This window comes from Marinobacter gudaonensis (genome assembly GCF_900115175.1).
In the GTDB taxonomy this organism is placed as follows: domain Bacteria; phylum Pseudomonadota; class Gammaproteobacteria; order Pseudomonadales; family Oleiphilaceae; genus Marinobacter; species Marinobacter gudaonensis.
This window is the reverse complement of sequence record NZ_FOYV01000002.1, coordinates 39,381-58,454: the sequence shown is the minus strand read 5'-3', so window position 1 is coordinate 58,454 and position 19,074 is coordinate 39,381. Positions and strand designations below refer to the sequence as shown.

At 58.7% G+C, this 19,074-nt stretch carries 17 protein-coding genes; 16 read left to right on the top strand and 1 reads right to left on the bottom strand.

What is annotated here, in order from left to right; all coding sequences use genetic code 11:
• The first annotated feature begins 162 nt into the window (after positions 1 to 162).
• From BM344_RS13330 to BM344_RS13255, 16 genes are all read left to right on the top strand, one after another.
• A complete protein-coding gene (locus BM344_RS13330) occupies positions 163 to 2,286 on the top strand; it encodes a type VI secretion system Vgr family protein (RefSeq protein ID WP_091991277.1) in 2,124 nt (707 codons plus the stop codon).
• Positions 2,283 to 3,089 (top strand): DUF4123 domain-containing protein, encoded by an 807-nt coding sequence (locus BM344_RS13325; RefSeq protein WP_091991274.1) that lies wholly within the window; start codon positions 2,283 to 2,285, stop codon positions 3,087 to 3,089. Before BM344_RS13330 ends, BM344_RS13325 begins: the two co-directional genes overlap by 4 nt.
• Positions 3,089 to 5,212: a LysM peptidoglycan-binding domain-containing protein gene (locus BM344_RS13320; protein ID WP_091991271.1), complete on the top strand. Its 2,124-nt coding sequence runs from the start codon at positions 3,089 to 3,091 to the stop codon at positions 5,210 to 5,212. Before BM344_RS13325 ends, BM344_RS13320 begins: the two co-directional genes overlap by 1 nt.
• A gap of 12 nt (positions 5,213 to 5,224) precedes the next feature.
• Entirely contained in the window at positions 5,225 to 6,181 is a 957-nt protein-coding gene (locus BM344_RS13315; protein ID WP_091991268.1) for a formylglycine-generating enzyme family protein, read from the top strand.
• A gap of 107 nt (positions 6,182 to 6,288) precedes the next feature.
• On the top strand, positions 6,289 to 6,609 hold the full coding sequence (locus BM344_RS13310) for a TM2 domain-containing protein (protein WP_091991265.1): 321 nt from the start codon (positions 6,289 to 6,291) through the stop codon (positions 6,607 to 6,609).
• A 156-nt stretch (positions 6,610 to 6,765) separates the two neighbouring features.
• Complete coding sequence (locus BM344_RS13305; protein ID WP_091991262.1) at positions 6,766 to 7,869, top strand: AI-2E family transporter; 1,104 nt, start codon at positions 6,766 to 6,768, stop codon at positions 7,867 to 7,869.
• 130 nt (positions 7,870 to 7,999) lie between these two features.
• Positions 8,000 to 9,145, top strand: coding sequence for a zinc-binding dehydrogenase (locus BM344_RS13300; protein WP_091991259.1), 1,146 nt, complete (start codon positions 8,000 to 8,002; stop codon positions 9,143 to 9,145).
• On the top strand, positions 9,142 to 10,203 hold the full coding sequence (locus BM344_RS13295; protein WP_091991257.1) for a proline racemase family protein: 1,062 nt from the start codon (positions 9,142 to 9,144) through the stop codon (positions 10,201 to 10,203). Before BM344_RS13300 ends, BM344_RS13295 begins: the two co-directional genes overlap by 4 nt.
• A gap of 159 nt (positions 10,204 to 10,362) precedes the next feature.
• A complete protein-coding gene (locus tag BM344_RS13290) occupies positions 10,363 to 12,012 on the top strand; it encodes an AMP-binding protein (RefSeq protein WP_091991254.1) in 1,650 nt (549 codons plus the stop codon).
• On the top strand, positions 12,009 to 12,434 hold the full coding sequence (locus BM344_RS13285; protein ID WP_091991251.1) for a PaaI family thioesterase: 426 nt from the start codon (positions 12,009 to 12,011) through the stop codon (positions 12,432 to 12,434). The genes BM344_RS13290 and BM344_RS13285 overlap by 4 nt, the downstream gene beginning before the upstream one ends.
• A 124-nt stretch (positions 12,435 to 12,558) precedes the next feature.
• Entirely contained in the window at positions 12,559 to 13,356 is a 798-nt protein-coding gene (locus BM344_RS13280; RefSeq protein ID WP_091991248.1) for an alpha/beta fold hydrolase, read from the top strand.
• 84 nt (positions 13,357 to 13,440) lie between these two features.
• Positions 13,441 to 14,241 carry an ABC transporter ATP-binding protein gene (locus BM344_RS13275; protein ID WP_091991246.1) on the top strand — a complete coding sequence of 267 codons (801 nt, stop codon included), beginning with the start codon at positions 13,441 to 13,443 and terminating at the stop codon, positions 14,239 to 14,241.
• Positions 14,238 to 14,960, top strand: coding sequence for an ABC transporter ATP-binding protein (locus tag BM344_RS13270; RefSeq protein WP_091991243.1), 723 nt, complete (start codon positions 14,238 to 14,240; stop codon positions 14,958 to 14,960). The genes BM344_RS13275 and BM344_RS13270 overlap by 4 nt, the downstream gene beginning before the upstream one ends.
• A gap of 72 nt (positions 14,961 to 15,032) precedes the next feature.
• Positions 15,033 to 16,244: an ABC transporter substrate-binding protein gene (locus BM344_RS13265; RefSeq protein ID WP_091991240.1), complete on the top strand. Its 1,212-nt coding sequence runs from the start codon at positions 15,033 to 15,035 to the stop codon at positions 16,242 to 16,244.
• Positions 16,245 to 16,349: 105 nt separating this feature from the next.
• Positions 16,350 to 17,237: a branched-chain amino acid ABC transporter permease gene (locus tag BM344_RS13260; protein WP_091991238.1), complete on the top strand. Its 888-nt coding sequence runs from the start codon at positions 16,350 to 16,352 to the stop codon at positions 17,235 to 17,237.
• 2 nt (positions 17,238 to 17,239) lie between these two features.
• Entirely contained in the window at positions 17,240 to 18,235 is a 996-nt protein-coding gene (locus BM344_RS13255; RefSeq protein WP_091991235.1) for a branched-chain amino acid ABC transporter permease, read from the top strand.
• A gap of 37 nt (positions 18,236 to 18,272) precedes the next feature.
• Here BM344_RS13255 and BM344_RS13250 read toward each other — a convergent pair whose 3' ends face one another.
• On the bottom strand, positions 18,273 to 19,049 hold the full coding sequence (locus BM344_RS13250) for a DODA-type extradiol aromatic ring-opening family dioxygenase (protein WP_091991233.1): 777 nt from the start codon (positions 19,047 to 19,049) through the stop codon (positions 18,273 to 18,275).
• Positions 19,050 to 19,074 lie beyond the last annotated feature (25 nt).

The window sequence follows — 19,074 nt, the reverse complement described above, 5'->3', positions numbered from 1 at the left end:
CCCTGTTTTCGTTTGAGCCTCAGGTTGAGGCCCTGTCACTGGATTTTCTCAGCCAGTGCTGGTACTTTTCCGGCCAGTTGTTATCCGGTATCGCGACCACGGATCTGGTTGCTCTGATGATGCCGGGAGCAGGACATAACCATACCTTCAGGGATTGAAGATATGCCCCAGGCAAGTGGATTGCAGTTTACCGCCCGCGTTGGCGATCTCCCTTCTGATCTTTTCTCAGTGGTTGGCTTCACGCTCACCGAGCGCCTGTCCGAGGTGTTTTCCGGTCGGCTGGAGCTGGCAAGTTTTGATCCTTCGATCCAGGCCTCCGAGATTCTGGAACAGCCGGTGGATCTGGTGGTCTGGCAGCACGGCGAACCGTTGCGGCGCTTCACCGGTGTGGTCAACGAATTCGCCCGGGGCGACAGCGGCCACCGGCGCACCCGCTACGAACTGGTCATCCATCCGCCCCTGTGGCGCCTGGGGTTGATGCACAACAGCCGGATCTTCCAGACCCGAAGCACCGACGCCATCGTGCGCACCCTGCTCGAAGAGCGGGGCCTGATCGACACCGTGTTCGATCTCAAGCGCCCACCGGAAGAGCGCGAGTACTGCGTGCAGCACCGGGAAAGCGACCTGGCTTTCCTGGACCGCCTGGCCGCCGAGGAAGGCTGGCACTACCGCTACGAACACGGCAGCGTGGACGGCGACACCCAGCCCGCCCTTATCATCGCTGACCACCACGGCGATGCCCCGGTGCTGGAGCCGGTTCAGTACAACGCCAAAGCCGGTGGCAGCACCCGGCAGTTGGCCGTCTTCCGCTTCCGGTATGAAGAACGGGTACGCGTGGCCTCTGTGGCCATGAAGGACTACACCTTCAAGAACCCGGCCTACGCCCTGATGCATGAGCAGGCTGCCGGCGATGTGAGCCATCGCGAAGACTACCAGCACTACGACTACCCCGGCCGCTTCAAGGGCGACGCCAGCGGCCAGCCCTTCACCGAAGCCCGCCTGCAGTCTCTGCGCAACGACGCCAGCACCGCCGCCGGTGACAGCAACCGACCGGACTTCCGCGCCGGTGCCAAAGTGGCTCTCACCGACCACGACAGCGAGGCCCTGAACCGGGACTGGCTGCTGACGGCGGTGACCCACACCGGCACCCAGCCCCAGGCCCTGGAAGAAGAGGGCGGCAGCGAACCCACGAGCTACCACAACCGGTTCACGGCCATCCCCGCCGACCGGACCTGGCGCCCGCAAAGCCCACATCGCCCGCTGATGGACGGCCCGCAGATGGCCATCGTGACCGGCCCGGAAGGCGAGGAAATTCACTGCGATGAGCACGGGCGAGTGAAAGTCCGGTTCCCGTGGGATCGATACTCGAAAAATGACGAACACAGCAGCGCCTGGCTGCGGGTCAGCCAGGGCTGGGCCGGTGGCCAGTATGGCTTCATGGCCCTGCCGCGCATCGGCCACGAAGTGATTGTCTCATTCCTCGACGGCGACCCGGACCAGCCCATCATTACCGGAAGAACCCACCACGCCACCAACACGCCGCCCTACGCGTTGCCGGAACACAAAACCCGCACCACCCTGAAAACCAAAACCCACAAGGGTGAGGGCAGCAACGAGCTGCGCTTCGAGGACGAAGCAGACCAGGAACAGATCTACATCCACGCCCAGAAGGACCTGGACCTGCTCACGGAAAACAACCGCACCGAGGTGATCAAAAACGACAGCCACCTGACCGTGGAGAACCACCGGTTCAGCCACATCAAGGGCAACGATCACGGCACGGTGGACGGTGAACAGCGCGAGCGAATCGGCGGCGACTACAGCCTGACGGTAAACGGCAGCCACCACAGCAAACAGGGCAAGAACCAGCTCATCGAGGCGGGCAGCGAGATTCACCACAAGGCGGGCATGAAAATTGTGATCGAAGCCGGTGCTGAAGTGACCCTCAAAGCGGGTGGCAGCTTTGTGAAGGTGGACCCCAGTGGCGTGACCGTGTCCGGGCCGCTGGTGAGGATGAACTCCGGCGGTGGGCCGGGCAATGGGAGTGGGGTGGCGGCTCAGATGCCGGATCAGCCTAACGGTCTAGATGAGGCCTTGGGTAGCACGCCGCCGCCAGCGCTTGCGCAAACCGAGACGCGGTCAGATTTCGGTCCTTCACCGAGCTCCGTCGAGGCATTGAAGACAGCAGCCTCCAGGGATGTCGCCCTGATCAAACAGTGCGGTCGGCAACCCGATGGCCGCTGCGCCCTGGCCGCTTGCGCCTGTGACGAAGGGGTGACCGCATGACGGAACTGGGCATTGATCTGCGGTCCCGGGCCTTCCTCCTGCTGGACGGTGCGGCATTTGATGCGCCCCGATTTGTTTACGAGAACGACGACCAGCCTGAGATTGACTACCTGTTTCTGGGTACCTGTCATGAGACGGCGTTGAAGGTCAGTCCCTGTCTGGTGAAGCCCTCGGCAACGAGTCGTCTCTGGCAGAAACAGGACGATTGGCAGCACAAGGCCATCGTTGTGCTCGCAGAGGAAGAGCTTCCGGTTATTGCCGGGCACCTGCGAAGCCTGCTGAGCGTGGCGTTGCCAGACGGAGGCTACTCCTATCTTCGCTTTTACTCTCCAAGGCAGCTTCGCCGCCTCATGTTAGCGCTCAATGATCAGGAGCGGGAGCGCTTCAGTGGGCCGGTCCGTGAGTGGTTGGCGTTTCAGCCAGAGGGAAACTGGCATTCTTTCCGGACGGGGACTCCGCAGCCGGCAATGACTGCCTCGGATGAAGGCTGGTTTGCGCTCACTGACAGGCACCTGGAAGCGTTGGCGGAAGACGCCCGGGAGGAGTTTCTGGGTAGACTTGGGCGCTTCCTCTCTATCAATGATCGACCTCGGCTGGCCAGACTGTTGCAGGAAGCAAACGAGCTGGGCTTTCGCTCGGAAAAGGATGTCAGCCGGTATGCGGAGCTGGCGGTGTTTCACGCCGAAAGGATTCGGCTGCCCGAATGCCGGGCAATTCTCTCGAATCCGAATCTAAGGGTCGCCGCGCGCCTGGCTGAACTGGATCAACATCTGGCCTACGGGTTGGCACAAGGAGGTGCCTGATGACGTCTGAATACACGGTTCGCTCCGGCGACACCTTGAGCGCAATCGCTCAGCGCCACCAAACCACGCTGACCAGCCTGCTAAGGCTGAATCCCGGCATCGAAAACCCGGATCGCATCTTCCCGGGACAGTTGCTGAAACTGCCGGCGGCCAACGATTCCGGGTTCTCCAGCTGTGAAGCCGGCGAGGTTGTGCAGGCACCCTCCTGTGCCGAGGAAATTGTGGAGGTGGTCCACGTAACCGGTTCCGACGAACTGATTCTCCTCACCGAGGACGAGCTCTCCGAATGGCTGGAGGAAGAAGAATTCGTTTGCAGGCCTATCAACGACTTCTACAAAAAGCTGGAAGGCCTTGATGATGGGGAAACCGACTCGGAACTGGCCGCAACCGAAGGTGAAGGGAAGCTGCTGACTGAGGTGCAGCAAGAAAAGGAACGACTGCTGACGGAGCTTGAGGCACGTTCCGTGTTGACCAATGACATGCAGACCCTGCCGCCCATCACCGAAATCAAAAGATTGGCTGGCGACAAACACGTCACCTTTGTGCGCTCTGACAAGATCGCGAATTCCCGTCGCCGTTATTCGATGGCATCGCGAGATAGGGATCGCAGCAAGGGTTGGTTAACCGACACCGGCGTTGATCCGGGGAGGCTGAGAGACGCTATCCGAAGCGAATTGAACATCAAGTTCAATACAACGCTCTGGGAGCCGGATAAGAATGGCGCGCTGATGACGACGTTGAACAAACTCTACGATGAGGCATCCTGGTCCATCTGGGGGGACGCCGAAGCCCGCCAGAAAGCCGTGGATGAGACCGGTTTTGATGCCTCCGCAGAAGCACAGTTAATGCGCTTCGCAGCCGGTGCGACAGCGTCTGGTGAATTCGATCCACGAAAGGGGATGGTGCATTTCCAGGCAAAAGCTGAGGCCCAATACGCGCTGGCTCAAGGCAAGGTGGGCATCGAACAGGCGTTCCCGGTTAACAACCGTTCGGAAATACGTATTCCATACCGTGTTGGAGGATGGAATGGGGAGCGAAAAATTGCATCGCTGGGGCATTTTCAGGCTGCGATTAATGCCGTGCTCTCAGGCTTTGCGGGTGCTTCTGCTCTTATCGCGGGAAATGTTCACGTGTCCACGAAGGATGGCCTCCCCACTCTCAAGGGAATTGCGTCGAGGAAAAGTAAGAGTGGACAGAGAGCAGGGGGCGAGGCGGGAGTATTTGCAGGCATTCGTGGCGGCTGTGAGGTGGCAGGTGAGTTGCGCTGGAAAGACGTGCTGACTGAGAAGCGTGAGTGGGAAAGGCTCTGTCGTGTAGGTAAGAAGGTCGAGGCGGCGTTGGGGGTTGGGGCCGAAGCCGAACTCAGGCTGTTATTCAGCCCGACGACTGGCAAATTTTATTTAAACGTACATGCCGGGCTTGTGCTGGGCGTGGGACCATCCGGGAGCTTCCTATTGGAAGTCGAAACTCAGAAAGTCATGCGGATGCTCCATTTCGTCTACAACGCACTATTGGATGTGGATTTCAGATATTTGGATCTCTTCGATCAACGTACCGACGCTTTCGAGTGGTATAAACGGATGGGGCTTTATGCTTTGGCGAGAGGCTTATCGGCATTTGAAGCTGCTAACGAGTTTGCTGGTCCTATCGCAAAGGAGCTGGCTACATACGTCGAGGAAGTTTTTGTCAATCGTTACCGAGAAAAGCAAAGCACTGAGATCGCGCAAAACGTACTCACTGATCTGCAATTGAAAGAGAGTTCCGTTTTTTTGCATTCCCCACCTGAGGTCAAAGGCACGGTTCTGGACAATATTCTTTATGACTGGTGGCTGACACCCGATCTGTTTGGTGACGATGACATCAAAATTACGGCTGTTAAGCAGATAATGGAAACCTTCCAGGGGTGGCGCGATTTTGAGGAAACCGTGACGCGAATGAACCCGGAAGGTTTTGCGAGGCAAGAGGAGTTTGACTCTAACGTTGAACGCCTTTTTGAGTTTATCGGAAAAAATAAAGCGGATCAGCGCATGTTCATGCTCGGGCTTCAAGGTCAAACAGCAATAGCGGGAAGGCCCGTGAAACTGGATCCTTTCGACGTCTGCCGTATTTGTCGGATTGGCTAGGGAAAACCACATATGTTTCCGAATAATGGTGTGCAACTAGGGTTGGTGCTGGTGCTTGCAACCTCATTAGCGGCTTGTGAGAGATTTGGTAATGGCTCGGCCGATCCGGTTGCGCGAATCAAGCAGAGAGCGATTGATAACCTGGTCTTTGTCGAGGGAGGTACTTTCAAGTTGGGTGATGTGGGACACCCGAATGGTTCACCATATGTCGTTTTAACTGAGCACGCTCGACCGGCAGTCGAGGTCAGCGTCGATAGCTACTCCATATCCAAATACGAGACAACTTGGGGAGAAATGCACGCCTACTACGAGAAAGTTGGACACATTTCCCTGTATGAGGGTTCAGTGTATGACGAGAAATTTATTGCTGAACCAAGTGAAGATCCCTTGTCTCCGTATTTTCATCTGAAACCTGCCAGAACGCCAAACTACCATGAAGCAGAAGGCTATTGTGCCTGGTTAGCTGATCAAACCGGGTTACCCTTTGCGTTGCCAACGGAAGCTCAATGGGAATTCGCTGCTCGAAGCCGGGGTAGAAATGTTCCCTTCGCCACAAATACTGGTACTGAAGATAACGATACATATTTGCAGAGGCCCAGGCAGTATATCGATCCAAGTATCCCTCCTTCCGGCAACATGCTAAGCCATTCTTCTCTAGTCATGGAGCGGAGACCGGTTGGTAGTTACCCCTCCAACCCGATAGGACTTCATGACATGTCTGGAAACGTTGCGGAATGGACTCAAGACTGGTTTCAGAAAGACTACTACCAGCATGCGCCACGCAACAATCCGAAAGGTCCCCAAAAGCCCATGGATCCAGATAGTCCGGAGAAAACTGTAAGAGATTGGGCTGGCCATGGAGACCACGTGGGTGGCAACGCTACAGTATTTGCGCGATCCGGCATGCCTGTTTCCAGTGGCGGCAACGGCTTCCGCTGCGTCGTCAATCATCCTGAGCCGATAAACTAAAGTGAGGTCAGATAGTCCTCGATAAAATCGAAGAGCCCAGTTGGGGCAAATTGACCGGCAGCCAACTAACCGTCTCTGCCTTTTATCATGATTCAAGGAGGAAAATTATGAATGACATGGAGTTGAAAGCATCCGCGCAAAAGAACCGCTTGCTGGCACTTTTTCTTGCAGGTTTCCTTGGGCTTTTCGGCGCGGATCGGTTTTACCTTGGTAAGTGGAAATCGGGCGTTGGAAAAGCTTTAACATTCGGGGGGCTGGGTATCTGGTGGTTCATTGACTGTGCTGCAATGCTGATCGACGCGTTTCTTCACTCGCTGGGCAGGGATACTGGCTTTGTGAAGGATGCCCGGGGGCTCGATCTGCGTTATGGCCTTTCAATGTACAGATTGAAGGACGGTCGTCTGCAAAGGGATTGGTTTACAGGCTAAACGTTTGATTTTCGATACTGTGGCTTTTGTTTCTAGTGAACCCCCCGTAACCCTCTCACGGGTGCACCCGTGCATTGGTGAGGGTAGACTGATCGCTAAAAATGCTGGCCCGGATTCTTCCGGGTCAGTTTATTTTCACGGTATTCAGGGTTCATCATGGACGGGCGAGCTACAGATAACGAACCGGCGGATAAAAACAAACGCCCACTGATTTCCTCAGATCTCGCCACGCCCATCTACGGCCTGTTCGGGCTTGGCATCCTCTACACCCTGTATGTGGCTCACCAGATTGTCCTGCCCATTTTGCTGGCGGTTCTGACCAGCCTGTTGCTGTCGCCGCTGGTCAAAAAGGCCTACGTGAAATGGCGGGTGCCCAGGATGGTGAGTTCGCTGGTGTTCGTGTTGCTGGTGCTGGCCGGTATCGTGGGTATCACGGTGGCGGTCGCGACGCCGGCGCTCAAGTGGGCGGAGGAGGTGCCGCAGGGTATTTCGCGTCTGTTGGTTGGCGAGAGTGAGATCAGCCGCCAGATCGCCCGGGTAACGGAGTCTGCCGAGCAGGTAGAGAAATCGGTTGAGGAACTGTCCGATTCGGAACGGCCGCAGCCCACCGCGGTGGTTCTGAAGACGGATTCCTGGCGCAGCCAGTTGATGAACAAGGTCCAGAACGGGGTTGCGGGGCTGGCATTGGCGTTGGCATTGACCTATTTCCTGCTGGTGAGCGGCGATCGGCTGATCAAGAACTTTGTGCGCCAACTGCCTATCGACCAGCGCAAGACGGTGCTGCGTATCACGCACGATTCCCAACATCAGATTGCCCAGTACCTGGGCGTGCTCGGTTTGAGTAACCTGTCCGTTGGGACCATCACCGGTCTGATCTGCTGGGCGGTGGGGCTGCCGGATCCGGCAGTCTGGGGGCTGGTTGCCGGGCTTGCCCGGTTCATTCCCTACCTCGGGGTGATTATTTCCATTTCCATGCTGGCGACCATTTCGGCCATCAGCCTGGACGAACTCTGGATGATGGCCATCGCCCCGCTGGGGTTTCTCGGGCTGACCACTCTGGTGGGGTTCTTCATTGAGCCGTGGATTCACGGTTTCCGCATGGCCATCAATCCGGTGATCATCTTTGTGTCGATCTTCTTCTGGGGTTGGCTGTGGGGGCCGGTAGGGGTGCTTCTGGCCGTTCCCCTGATGACCGTGATCCAGGTGGTGCTTAAACAGATCCCGAAACTACGGCCGGTGTACAAGGTCATCGCGCGATAGCGGCAGCGAAAACCTGCAGGGCTTCGCCTGTTGGGTAATGGATACCCGTAACACGCACTGACACCTTCCTGAAACTCACCTATCCTCTCTGAATACCCACACTTCAGGACGCAGGGAGGACTATCAGCCCATGTATCCCACTACCATGAAAGCCATGGTTCTGACCGGTCACGGTGGTATCGACAAGCTCGAATACCAGGACGTGCCGGTGCCCGGCCCGGGGCCTGGTGAGGTGCTGGTTCAGGTAACCGCGACGGCGAAGAACAATACTGATCGCAAGGCGCGGGAGGGGCTGTATCCCACCAAAAAGGGCGAGATGACCTCGTTCCAGATGGGTGGAAAGCCCACGCTGGTTTTCCCGCGCATACAGGGCGCCGATATCGCCGGTCGTATTGTTGCGGTTGGCGAGGGTGTGAGCGAATCCCGTATTGGCGAGCGTGGCCTGCTGGACTTCAACATATACGCCAACGATCGTCGCGACATCAACCTCACGCCAGATTACTACGGCCACGGCGCTGACGGTGGCTACGCGGAATACGTGGTGTTGCCCTCGGATCAGTTTCACCACATTCCCAACCCGGAGTTGGCCGATGCCCAGGTAGCGGCCATGGGTATGTGTTCCTACCAGACCGCCATGCACATGCTGACCTCTGCCGGCGTCAAGGCAGGAGAGCGTGTGCTGGTCACCGGTGCCAGCGGTGGCGTGGGCACCGCCCTCATTCAGCTCTGCCGCATCATGGGCGCCGTTCCCTATGCACTGAGCAAGCAGGATAAAGCCGAGCCACTGCTGAAGCTGGGTGCCGAGGCGGTGCTGGACCGTTCCGATATGGGCAGTTTCGTTGAGCGGGTGAAGGCGGAAACCGGCGGCAAGCCCATCGACGCGGTGATGGATCTGGTGGGCGGTGAGATGACCGACGTCTTCATCGACACCATGATCTTCGATATGAACGCCCGCAATACCTACCCGCGCCTGAGCATTGCCGGCGCCAGTGGTGGCAACATCAGCGAGATCCTCTGGACCCGGATCTACCTCTACCAGGTGCAGATCTTCGGTGTTTCCCATGGCACCCGGGAGGAGGCCGAACAACTGATGGCCTGGATCCGTGGCGGTCAGTTGAAGCCGGTTCTGCACGGGGCCTTCCGGCTCTCCGACCTGCACCGGGCGGAAGAGTACTTTGTCGACCGGGGCAGCAACTATCTCGGCAAGATCGTGATTGTTCCCGACGCCCAGTGGGAAGAACACGGCCAGCCCTGGTCTCTGGAGAATGCCCGATGAAACCGGAACTGACCATTCAACTGATGGACACCCACGCCGGCGGTGACGTCAGCCGGATTGTCACCGGCGGCATTGATCTGCTGCCCGGCGACACTGTGCGCGCGCAGATGGAGTACCTGCGCGACGATGCCGATGGCCTGCGCCGGCTGCTGCTGGAAGAGCCCTACGGAGTGCCGGAGATGTCTGTGGATCTCTTGGTGCCACCCACCGATCCCCGTGCGGCCGCCGGCTACATCATCATGGAAGTCATGGGGTATCCGATCTACTCGGGCTCCAATACCATCTGCACTGCAACGGCCGTGCTTGAGCTGGGTATCGTTGAGAAACAGGAAGGCAAGCAGAACTTTCTGCTGGAATCTCCCGCTGGCCTGGTGCAGATCGAGGCGACCGTAAACGACGGCGTGGTTGAGGCGATTACCTGCGAGGGCTTGCCGAGCTATATCCACACCTACAAAGCCACCATCGACGTGCCCTCGCTGGGCGAGATTACCTACAGCGTTGCCTACAGCGGTGGCTTCTATGCGCTGGTAGATGCGGCCAGCCTCGGGTTTGATCTTACCCTGGACGAGGAGCGCAAGCTGGCGGAGGCGGCCCACGCCATTGTCGAGGCCATCCAGGCGGAAGGCGGTTTCTCCCATTACACCCTCGGCGATGTCGGTCCGCTGCCGTTCCTGCACTTCATGGGGCCTGTCGAGCATGTGGCGGAGGGTTACTACCGTTCCCGGTCGGCTACCTATGTCCACCCTGGTGTCATTTGCCGCAGCACCACCGGCACCGGCACCTCTGCCCGCCTGGCGCTGATGAACTATGAGGGCAGTATTCGCCCCGGAGACAAGCTCGAAACCATCTCCCTGAGGGAAACCGGTTTTATCGGGGAGTTCACCTCGGTGGAGCAGGAAGGCGAGTACGAAGTGATCAAGAACAGTATCACCGGTAAGAGCTATGTCATCGCCCGCTCCGATATCGTGGTGAACTGTGACGATCCCATGGTGGAATGCGGTTCACTGCACCACATCCTGTCGAGCCGGCACACCAGCAAAATCACGCCGAAATCCTGAAATCTTCCCCGGCGCCGCCGACCGGTCGCGCCGGTTTCCCTGCCTCATAAAACGCCGCTGATTACTTCCGTTTTGGTCTAAAGTTTACCTTTACGTAAAGTGAAGCCTGTGCTAAACCTTGACCCGTGCTTTCAATGACAAAAACAACAGGAGTTGAAAATGGGTCTTCCGGAATACACCGACGTTTATAACAACTTCGATCCTGCTGCTCTGGAAGCGGACATCCTGGATGGACGTCTGGATAGCGGGCTCAACGTATGCCACGAGATCTGCGACAAGTGGGCGAATGACCCCAGCCGGGTCGCGCTCTACTACGAGAAGGAAGGCGGCGGCGATGGTGTACTGACCTTCGCGGAGCTCAAAGAGGCGTCGGCCCGCTTCGCCAACTACCTGAAATCAAGAGGGATTGGCAAAGGCGATCGGGTCGCTGCCCTGTTGCCGCGCACCCCTGAACTGCTGATTGTGATTGCCGGTACCCTGCGTGCGGGCGCGGTCTATCAGCCGCTGTTCACCGCCTTTGGATCGGGTGCCATTGAATACCGCTTCGAGCGGGCCAGCACCAAACTGGTGGTGACCAACCCGGAGAATTACCCCAAGCTGAACGACGTGAAGGTGTGCCCGCCGGTGTTGGGTGTAAACGCCAGCCAGATCAACGGTGACATTCCCGATTTCGAAGAGACGCTGGCGGCTCAATCCAGCGAATTTGAGCCGGTGATGATTACCGGTGCCGATCCGTTCCTGCAGATGTTCACCTCAGGCACGGTGGGCAAGTCCAAGGGCGTGGCCGTGCCGGCAAAAGCGCTGCTGGCGTTCTACGTGTACATGAAGTACGCCATCGACCTGCGCGATGACGACAAGTTCTGGAACGTGGCGGATCCGGGCTGGGCCTACGGCCTGTACTACGCCGTGGTGGGGCCGCTGCTGATGGGCCATGCCACTCACTTCAACCCGGGCGGTTTCACACCCGAAACCACCTACGACATGATCCGCAAGTACAAGATCACCAACCTGGCGGCCGCGCCCACGGCCTATCGTCTGCTCAAAGCGAACGATCACGTGCTGCCGGAGGGTGAGAATCTGGGCCTGCGTGTGGCCAGCAGTGCCGGCGAGCCTCTGAACCCGGAAGTGGTGAACTGGATCCGCAATCGCCATTTCTGTCCGGTGAAGGATCACTATGGCCAGACCGAAACCGGTATGACCTGCTGCAACTTCCACGGTCTTGAGCATCCGGTACGCCCGGGCTCCATGGGTTATGCCTCGCCGGGCCACAAGGTGGTTGCCCTGAACGAGAAGAACGAGGAAGTCGGCGAGGGCGAAGTCGGCCAGCTGGCGGTGGACGTGAAAGCCTCTCCGCTGTTCCATTTCGACGGCTACACCTGGGGTGAGAAAGACCCGTTCGTGAACGGTTACTACCTCACGGGCGATATGGTCATCAGCCATGGTGACGGTTGCTTCTCGTTCAGCGGCCGGGACGACGACATCATCACCACCGCCGGTTACCGTGTCGGTCCTGCGGATGTTGAAAGCACGTTGCTCGAGCATGCCGCGGTGGCGGAATCCGGTGTGGTGGGCAAACCCGATGAAAAGCGCGGCTCCATCATCAAGGCCTACGTGGTGATCAAGGGCGACTACCCGGTCGGTGACGAACAGGCCCTGAAGGATGAGCTTCAGGAACTGGTTCGCCGGCGCCTCTCCACCCACGCCTTCCCCCGGGAAATCGAATTCGTGGACGAGCTGCCGAAAACGCCCAGTGGAAAGATCCAGCGCTTTGTCCTGCGCAACCAGGCCAAGGACGAAGTCGGCGCATGATCATCACGTTCGAAGAGCTGCAGGCCTTCCTGGATGAGCAGTTTCCGCAGGGGGCCGCCTACGGCACCCTGCAGAAGCTCGGGGACGGCTGGGCGGAAATGAAACTTGAGGTGGATGAAGAGCACCTGCGGCCCGGTGGTACCGTCTCCGGGCCGGCCATGATGGGGCTGGCGGATGTGACCCTCTATGCGGCCCTGCTCAGCAAAATCGGGCTGGTACCGCTGGCGGTTACAACCAATCTCAACATCAATTTCCTGCGCAAGCCCGCGGCTCACAAGCCGATCTGGGCGAGGGCCACGATGCTGAAAGTGGGCCGGACCATGGGGGTAGGCGAGGTGTTTGTCTATTCGGAGGGTGGCGACGAGCCTGTGGCCCATTCCACCATGACCTATTCAATTCCTCCAGCAGATCGAAGGTCGTGAGATATAGCAAAAATACTATAATTAATTAGTATTAGCTTTATATATAGTTCTTGACCATCTAGGGTGAGTCCCGCTAGATTCAGGAATAAATGAGTTTTACAACAATAATGCAAGAGTAGCCCAAGTGAACATTCGCGATTCCCTGGTGCCGGTAGGCGACGGGGTGGTACTGGAGGCAAGGCAGATTCTGCACACGGATTCCCGGGGGCCGGTACTCGTGTTCCTGCACGAATCCCTGGGCAATATTGATCTGTGGCGGGCCTTTCCGGAAAAACTCGCCCGGGCAACCGGATGCGATGCGCTGATCTACAACCGGCTTGGCTATGGCCAGTCGTCCAATGAGCGCTTGCCGCGCCCCCATGACTATCTTGAGACTGCCGGCCACACCTGGCTGCCCCGGCTACTGGATGCGCTGGATATCGAAAACGTGGTTCTGGTCGGTCACAGTGACGGCGGCTCCATCGGCCTGATTGCTGCTGCCGCTCTCGGGCAGCGGGCCAGGGCGCTGGTCACCATGGCGGCGCACATCTATTCCGACCCTCTGACCCGGGCCGGAATGGATGAGATGGCCCGGCGGTTCCGCGAAACCGATATCGGTGACCGGCTGCGGCGCTATCACGGCGACCGCACCGACGAGCTGTTTACCGCCTGGCAGACGGTCTGGCGTGACGAAGGTTTTCTGGCGGCCATGGACTTCGGCCCGTGGCTCTCGGACATTCGCTGTCCGGCGCTGATCATCCAGGGGGAGAACGACGAATACGGCGTGCCCGAGCAGGTCACAGACATTGCAGCGGGTATCGGAGCCAGTGCAGAGGCCCTGTTTATCGAGGGGGCCGGCCACTCGCCGCACCTGGAAAAGCAGGACGAGCTGGTGGGCATTCTCTACGACTTTTTGTGCAGGGAAGTGCCGGGAATAAATTAAAATTAGATATTGACGTTTACGTATACGTCAATCTACTCTGTGAAGACGACAAAACGCACAACAATAACAAAGGTAAATTGGCTCATGAGTGAACAGTACGTTCTGGAGACCCGTAACCTTGTCAAAGAGTTCAAGGGCTTTGTTGCGGTCGACGACGTGAACCTGCAGGTTCAGAAAGGCCATATCCATGCCCTGATTGGCCCGAACGGTGCCGGCAAGACCACGGTCTTCAATCTGCTCACCAAGTTCCTCATTCCTACCCGGGGTCAGATTCTGTTCAAGGGCAAAGACATCACGCCTCTGAAATCGGCCGCCATCGCCCGCGAGGGTATTGTCCGTTCGTTCCAGATTTCCGCGGTATTCCCGCACATGACCGCCCTCGAGAACATCCGGGTGGCGCTGCAGACCTTCGAAGGCTCCTCCTTCAGCTTCTGGAAATCCGGCAAATCCCTGAACAAGCTCAATCAGCGTTGCATGGAGTTGCTGGACGCCGTGGGCCTGGCTGAGTTTGCCAACACCACCACCGTGGAGCTGGCTTATGGCCGTAAGCGGGCACTGGAACTGGCGACCACGCTGGCCATGGAGCCGGAAATTCTGCTGCTCGACGAGCCGACCCAGGGCATGGGCTCGGAGGACGTGGATCGGGTGGTGGAGCTGGTTCGCAAGGCTGCCCACGGGCGCACGGTCCTGATGGTGGAGCATAACCTGAGCGTGGTCAGCAAGCTCTGCGATCGCATTACTGTGCTGGCCCAGGGTGCTGTGCTCACCGAAGGCGACTACGCCGCCGTGTCTGCCGACCCGAAAGTCCGGGAAGTCTACATGGGAAGCGATGGCAGTGGTGAGCGTGGGTCCGCCGACAGTGAGCAGAAGGAGACCACACAATGAGCGCGAATCCGGATCGCGAATACGAGCAGTTGCGCCTGTCGGGCCTCCACGCGTTCTATGGCGAATCGCACATATTGCACGGCATCAACATGGTCGTGAACCGGGGCGAGCTGGTTACCTTGCTGGGCCGCAACGGCGCGGGCCGAAGCACCACGCTCAAAGCCATCATGAACATGGTGGGCCGGCGCACCGGCTCCATCATGATCAACGGTGAGGAGACCATGTCGTGTGCGCCTCACCATATTGCCAGGTTGGGTGTCGGGTATTGCCCCGAACATCGGGGCATTTTTTCCTCACTCAGCGTGCAGGAAAACCTCACCCTGCCGCCGGTGGTACGCAGCGGCGGCATGAGCCTGGAAGAAATCTACAACATGTTCCCCAACCTGTACGAGCGCCGTTTCAGCCAGGGCACCAAGCTGTCCGGCGGTGAGCAGCAGATGCTGGCCATGGCACGAATTCTGCGCACCGGGGCGAACATGCTGTTGCTGGATGAAATCACCGAAGGCCTCGCCCCGGTGATTGTGGAGAAGCTGGGAAAGGTCCTGGTCGCGCTCAAGAAAAAGGGGCTGACCATTGTCCTGGTAGAGCAGAATTTCCACTTCGCGGCACCGCTTGCCGACCGCCACTATGTGGTGGAGCACGGTCAGATTGTGGAAGAAATCAGCGCCAATGAACTGAGTGCTAAGCAGTCGGTGCTGGATCGCTATTTGGGGGTCTGATCCCGGATAGAACGAAAGCAGAAAGAGCAACAATAACCCGAACCAACGCAAGACAGTAGCGGAGATACAACAATGACAATGATGAAAAAGCTTCTGACATCAGCCGTTGCATCAGCCATGATGGTGGGTGGCGCCCAGGCGGCAGTTTCCAATGACACGGTCAAGATCGGTTACCTGGCAGACATGTCCGGCACCTACCGCGATCTGGCCGGTCCCAATGGCCTGGCGGCCCTGAACATGGCCATCAAGGATTTCGGCGGCACGGTTAACGGTGCCAAGATTGAAGTGGTCAGCGCCGACGACCGTAACAGCCCGGACACCTCCTCCAGCACCGTTCGCCGCTGGGTGGAGAACGAGAATGTCGATCTGGTGGCCGGCATGGTGGCTTCCTCGGTTTCCATCGCAGTGAGCAAGATCCTCGAGGAAAACGACAAGCTGGGTATCATCTCAGGCTCTGCCGCTTCCAGCATCACCAACGAGCACTGCACCCCGAACCACATCCACTATGTGTACGACACCTATCCGCTGGCCAACGGTACCGCCAGTGCTGTAGTCAAGGAAGGGGGCAAGACCTGGTACATGCTGACCGCAGATTACGCCTTTGGTCACGCCCTGGAAGGGGACGTTCGCCGCGTGGTTGAGGCCAATGGTGGTGAAGTGATTGGTGCCGTCCGCCATCCGTTCCCGACCCAGGATTTCTCTTCCTTTATCCTCCAGGCCCAGGCTTCCGGAGCTGACGTTATCGGTCTGGCGAACGCCGGTGCCGACACCACCAACGCCATCACCACCGCCAGTGAGTTCGGTGTCACACAGTCTGGCCAGACTCTGGCAGCCCTGCTGCTGTTCCTCACCGACGTGCACGCGTTGGGCGTCGAGACCGCCCAGGGCATTCAGCTCACCACTGGCTGGTACTGGGACATGAACGAGGAGACCCGCGCCTGGTCCGATCGCTTCCTCGAAGAGACCGGTGTTCGTCCCACCATGGTTCATGCCGGTATCTACTCCAGCACCATGCAGTACCTGAACGCGGTCAAGGCCACCGGCTCCGATGACGCCCAGACCGTCCGCAAGCAGATGATGGAAACCCCCATCAACGACATGTTTGCCAAGAACGGCAAGATCCGTGTCGACGGCCGCATGGTGCACGACATGTACCTGGCGGAAGTGAAGACACCGGCGGAATCCTCGGGTGAGTGGGATCTCTACAAGATTCTGCGGACCATCCCGGCCGATGAAGCCTACCGTCCGCTTTCCGAGAGCAAGTGCAAGCTGGTGAACAACTAAGACCAGCCTTCGGGCTCACCCGGCAACAGGGCAGGGTGAGCCCGTTCATCGGCAAAGTGAGAAAGAACAACAAACAACCCCTGTGCTGCTTCTGGAGTTAGCCCAATGTCCATGATTTTCGGCGTCCCTGTAGCTGTGCTCTCCGGCCAGCTCCTGATCGGAATCATCAACGGCGCCTTTTACGCCCTGCTGAGCCTTGGGCTCGCGGTCATCTTCGGTCTGCTGAAGATCATCAATTTTGCCCACGGTGCCATGTACATGCTGGGCGCCATGACCACGGTCCTGATGTTTGACTACCTCGGCGTCAACTACTGGGCAGCACTTCTGCTGGCGCCGCTGCTCGTCGGCGCTTTCGGCGTTGTCATCGAATATTTCCTGCTCCGTCGCATTGCCGGACAGGACCACATCTACAGCCTTCTGCTGACCTTTGGTATTGCCCTGATCATCACCGGCGTGCTGGTGAACTGGTTCGGTGTTTCCGGCCTTCGGTACACCATGCCAGACACGTTCAAGGGCGGCGTCAACCTCGGCTTCATGTTCCTGCCGTATTACCGGGCGTGGGTTATCGTGGCGGCGCTGGTGGTGTGCTTCGCTACCTGGTTCATCATTGAAAAAACCAAGCTGGGTGCCTACCTGCGTGCGGGTACCGAAGATTCACAACTGATGCAGGGCTTCGGGATCAACGTGCCCCTGCTGATCAGCCTGACTTACGGCTTTGGCGTCGCGCTCGCCGCGTTCGCAGGCGTGCTGGCTGCGCCCATTTACTCGGTGACGCCGGTCATGGGGTCGGCCACCCTGATCACCGTGTTCGCGGTGGTGGTGATTGGTGGCATGGGCTCCATCGGTGGCGCGATCATCACCGGCATTCTCATGGGGGTGATCGAAGGCCTGACCAAAACGTTCTACCCGCCGGCTTCCTCGGCGGTCATCTTCCTGGTCATGGTTCTGGTGCTGATGTTCCGGCCCAGTGGCCTGTTCGGTAAGGAGGCATAAGCATGAACCAGCCGACACAATCTACCGACATTCACAAGGCCATTGTGGAACAGCAGGCGGCCCAGGATCGCAAGAAGATGATGCTCAACGGCGTCCTGTTGCTGCTGTTGCTGGCCGCGCCGTTTGCGATCTATCCCGTCTTCCTGATGAAGATCCTCTGTTTTGCCCTGTTCGCCGTGGCCTTCAACCTGCTGTTTGGCTTTACCGGCCTGCTGTCCTTCGGTCACGCAGCGTTCCTGGCCACCGGCGGCTACACCACCGGTTACCTGCTGAGTAACTACCCGGGACTGACCACGGAGATGGGCATCATCGCCGGTACGCTGGCGGCAACGGTTCTGGGCCTCGGCTTTGCGCTGCTGTCCATTCGCCGCCAGGGCATCTACTTTGCCATGGTGACCCTGGCCCTGGCGCAGCTGGTGTTCTTTTTCTTTGTGCAGTCGGAATTCACCGGCGGAGAGGACGGCATGCACGGTATCCCACGGGGTCACCTGCTCGGCTTCATCAATCTCGAAGACAACCTGAACATGTACTACTTCGTACTCGCGGTCTTCATTGCCTGCTACCTGCTGGTGCAGCGCACCGTCAACAGCCCTTACGGTCAGGTGCTCAAGGCCATCAAGCAGAATGAACCCCGTGCGGTATCGCTGGGCTACAACGTGGATCGGTATAAGGTGCTGGCGTTTGTTATCTCGGCGGCACTGGCCGGCCTGGCCGGATCCATGAAGTCGGTGGTGTTCCAGCTTGCCTCCCTGAACGACGCGCACTGGCACATGTCGGGCGAAGTGATCCTGATGACCCTCGTCGGTGGCATGGGCACATTGCTGGGCCCGGTGGTTGGCGCCACCTTCGTGGTGAACATCGAGTACCAGCTGTCCCAAGGCGCGCTCCGGGACTGGGTAGATCCGATTCTCGGCGGCGTCTTCGTACTGACGGTACTGGCGTTCCGCAGCGGTATCGTGGGCGAAATCCAGAAGTTCATGAAGAAGAACCTGGGCTAAGCCATCGGCCCGGGGTGTTCCTCAAAAGGCCTCCTTTTCAGGAGGCCTTTTTGCTGAATACGAACGCATCCATGGCCAGCACGCCATGCTCAATGCCGCCCTCAATCAATGAGCCCGAACAACGCTCGCCTGCGGCGCCCGCGGCCACCAGCAGGGGCAGGAAGTGCTCGCTGGTGGGGTGCGACCGTTGGGCATGGGGTGCCGTTTCCAGGGCTTTTATCAGCTCCTGGTGGGCACCTGCCTGAACGCGTGAGCGAATCCAGTCGGTAAACTCCTGAGCATAGCGCGAGGCGTTTTTGTCACCCCAACGTACCTCGTACAGGTTGTGCGTCAGGCTCCCGGATCCAACAATCAATACGCCTTCCTGTTGAATGGGGCGCAGTGATTCACCCAGTTGCCAGGCGGATTCGGCATCAAGATCCCTCGGCATTGAAACCTGAAACACCGGCACCGAGTGATCGGGGAATAGGTGCATCAGGGGCACCCAGGCACCGTGGTCCAGTCCGCGGTTCGCGTCTGCCTGGGCCGGCCATCCATCCACCTCCAGCAGGGCCAGGGTCATTGCCGCCAGTGCCGGATGTCCCGGCGCCGGGTAGCTCAACGCGTAAAGCTCGGAAGGAAAGCCCCCAAAGTCGTGCAGGGTTTCAGGCTGCGCCGAGGTGCCTACCCGGATGCCTTCGGTCATCCAGTGGGGCGACACTACCAGTACCGCCTCGGGTCTGGGCAGTTGCCTGCCCAGCCTGGTCAGAGCCGGGCCAGCGAGGCCCGGCTCCAGTGCAAAGGTGGGAGCGCCGTGGGATACGAACAGACTCATGGCAGACACCTCCGGTTGGCCGTGT

Coding starts and splice junctions, on each gene's coding strand:
- BM344_RS13330 (WP_091991277.1), top strand. CDS start 163: ATGCCCCAGGCAAGTGGATTGCAGTTTACCGCCCGCGTTGGCGATCTC.
- BM344_RS13265 (WP_091991240.1), top strand. CDS start 15,033: ATGACAATGATGAAAAAGCTTCTGACATCAGCCGTTGCATCAGCCATG.
- BM344_RS13275 (WP_091991246.1), top strand. CDS start 13,441: ATGAGTGAACAGTACGTTCTGGAGACCCGTAACCTTGTCAAAGAGTTC.
- BM344_RS13305 (WP_091991262.1), top strand. CDS start 6,766: ATGGACGGGCGAGCTACAGATAACGAACCGGCGGATAAAAACAAACGC.
- BM344_RS13250 (WP_091991233.1), bottom strand. CDS start 19,049: ATGAGTCTGTTCGTATCCCACGGCGCTCCCACCTTTGCACTGGAGCCG.
- BM344_RS13285 (WP_091991251.1), top strand. CDS start 12,009: ATGATCATCACGTTCGAAGAGCTGCAGGCCTTCCTGGATGAGCAGTTT.
- BM344_RS13290 (WP_091991254.1), top strand. CDS start 10,363: ATGGGTCTTCCGGAATACACCGACGTTTATAACAACTTCGATCCTGCT.
- BM344_RS13260 (WP_091991238.1), top strand. CDS start 16,350: ATGTCCATGATTTTCGGCGTCCCTGTAGCTGTGCTCTCCGGCCAGCTC.
- BM344_RS13325 (WP_091991274.1), top strand. CDS start 2,283: ATGACGGAACTGGGCATTGATCTGCGGTCCCGGGCCTTCCTCCTGCTG.
- BM344_RS13310 (WP_091991265.1), top strand. CDS start 6,289: ATGAATGACATGGAGTTGAAAGCATCCGCGCAAAAGAACCGCTTGCTG.
- BM344_RS13295 (WP_091991257.1), top strand. CDS start 9,142: ATGAAACCGGAACTGACCATTCAACTGATGGACACCCACGCCGGCGGT.
- BM344_RS13300 (WP_091991259.1), top strand. CDS start 8,000: ATGTATCCCACTACCATGAAAGCCATGGTTCTGACCGGTCACGGTGGT.
- BM344_RS13315 (WP_091991268.1), top strand. CDS start 5,225: ATGTTTCCGAATAATGGTGTGCAACTAGGGTTGGTGCTGGTGCTTGCA.
- BM344_RS13255 (WP_091991235.1), top strand. CDS start 17,240: ATGAACCAGCCGACACAATCTACCGACATTCACAAGGCCATTGTGGAA.
- BM344_RS13320 (WP_091991271.1), top strand. CDS start 3,089: ATGACGTCTGAATACACGGTTCGCTCCGGCGACACCTTGAGCGCAATC.
- BM344_RS13270 (WP_091991243.1), top strand. CDS start 14,238: ATGAGCGCGAATCCGGATCGCGAATACGAGCAGTTGCGCCTGTCGGGC.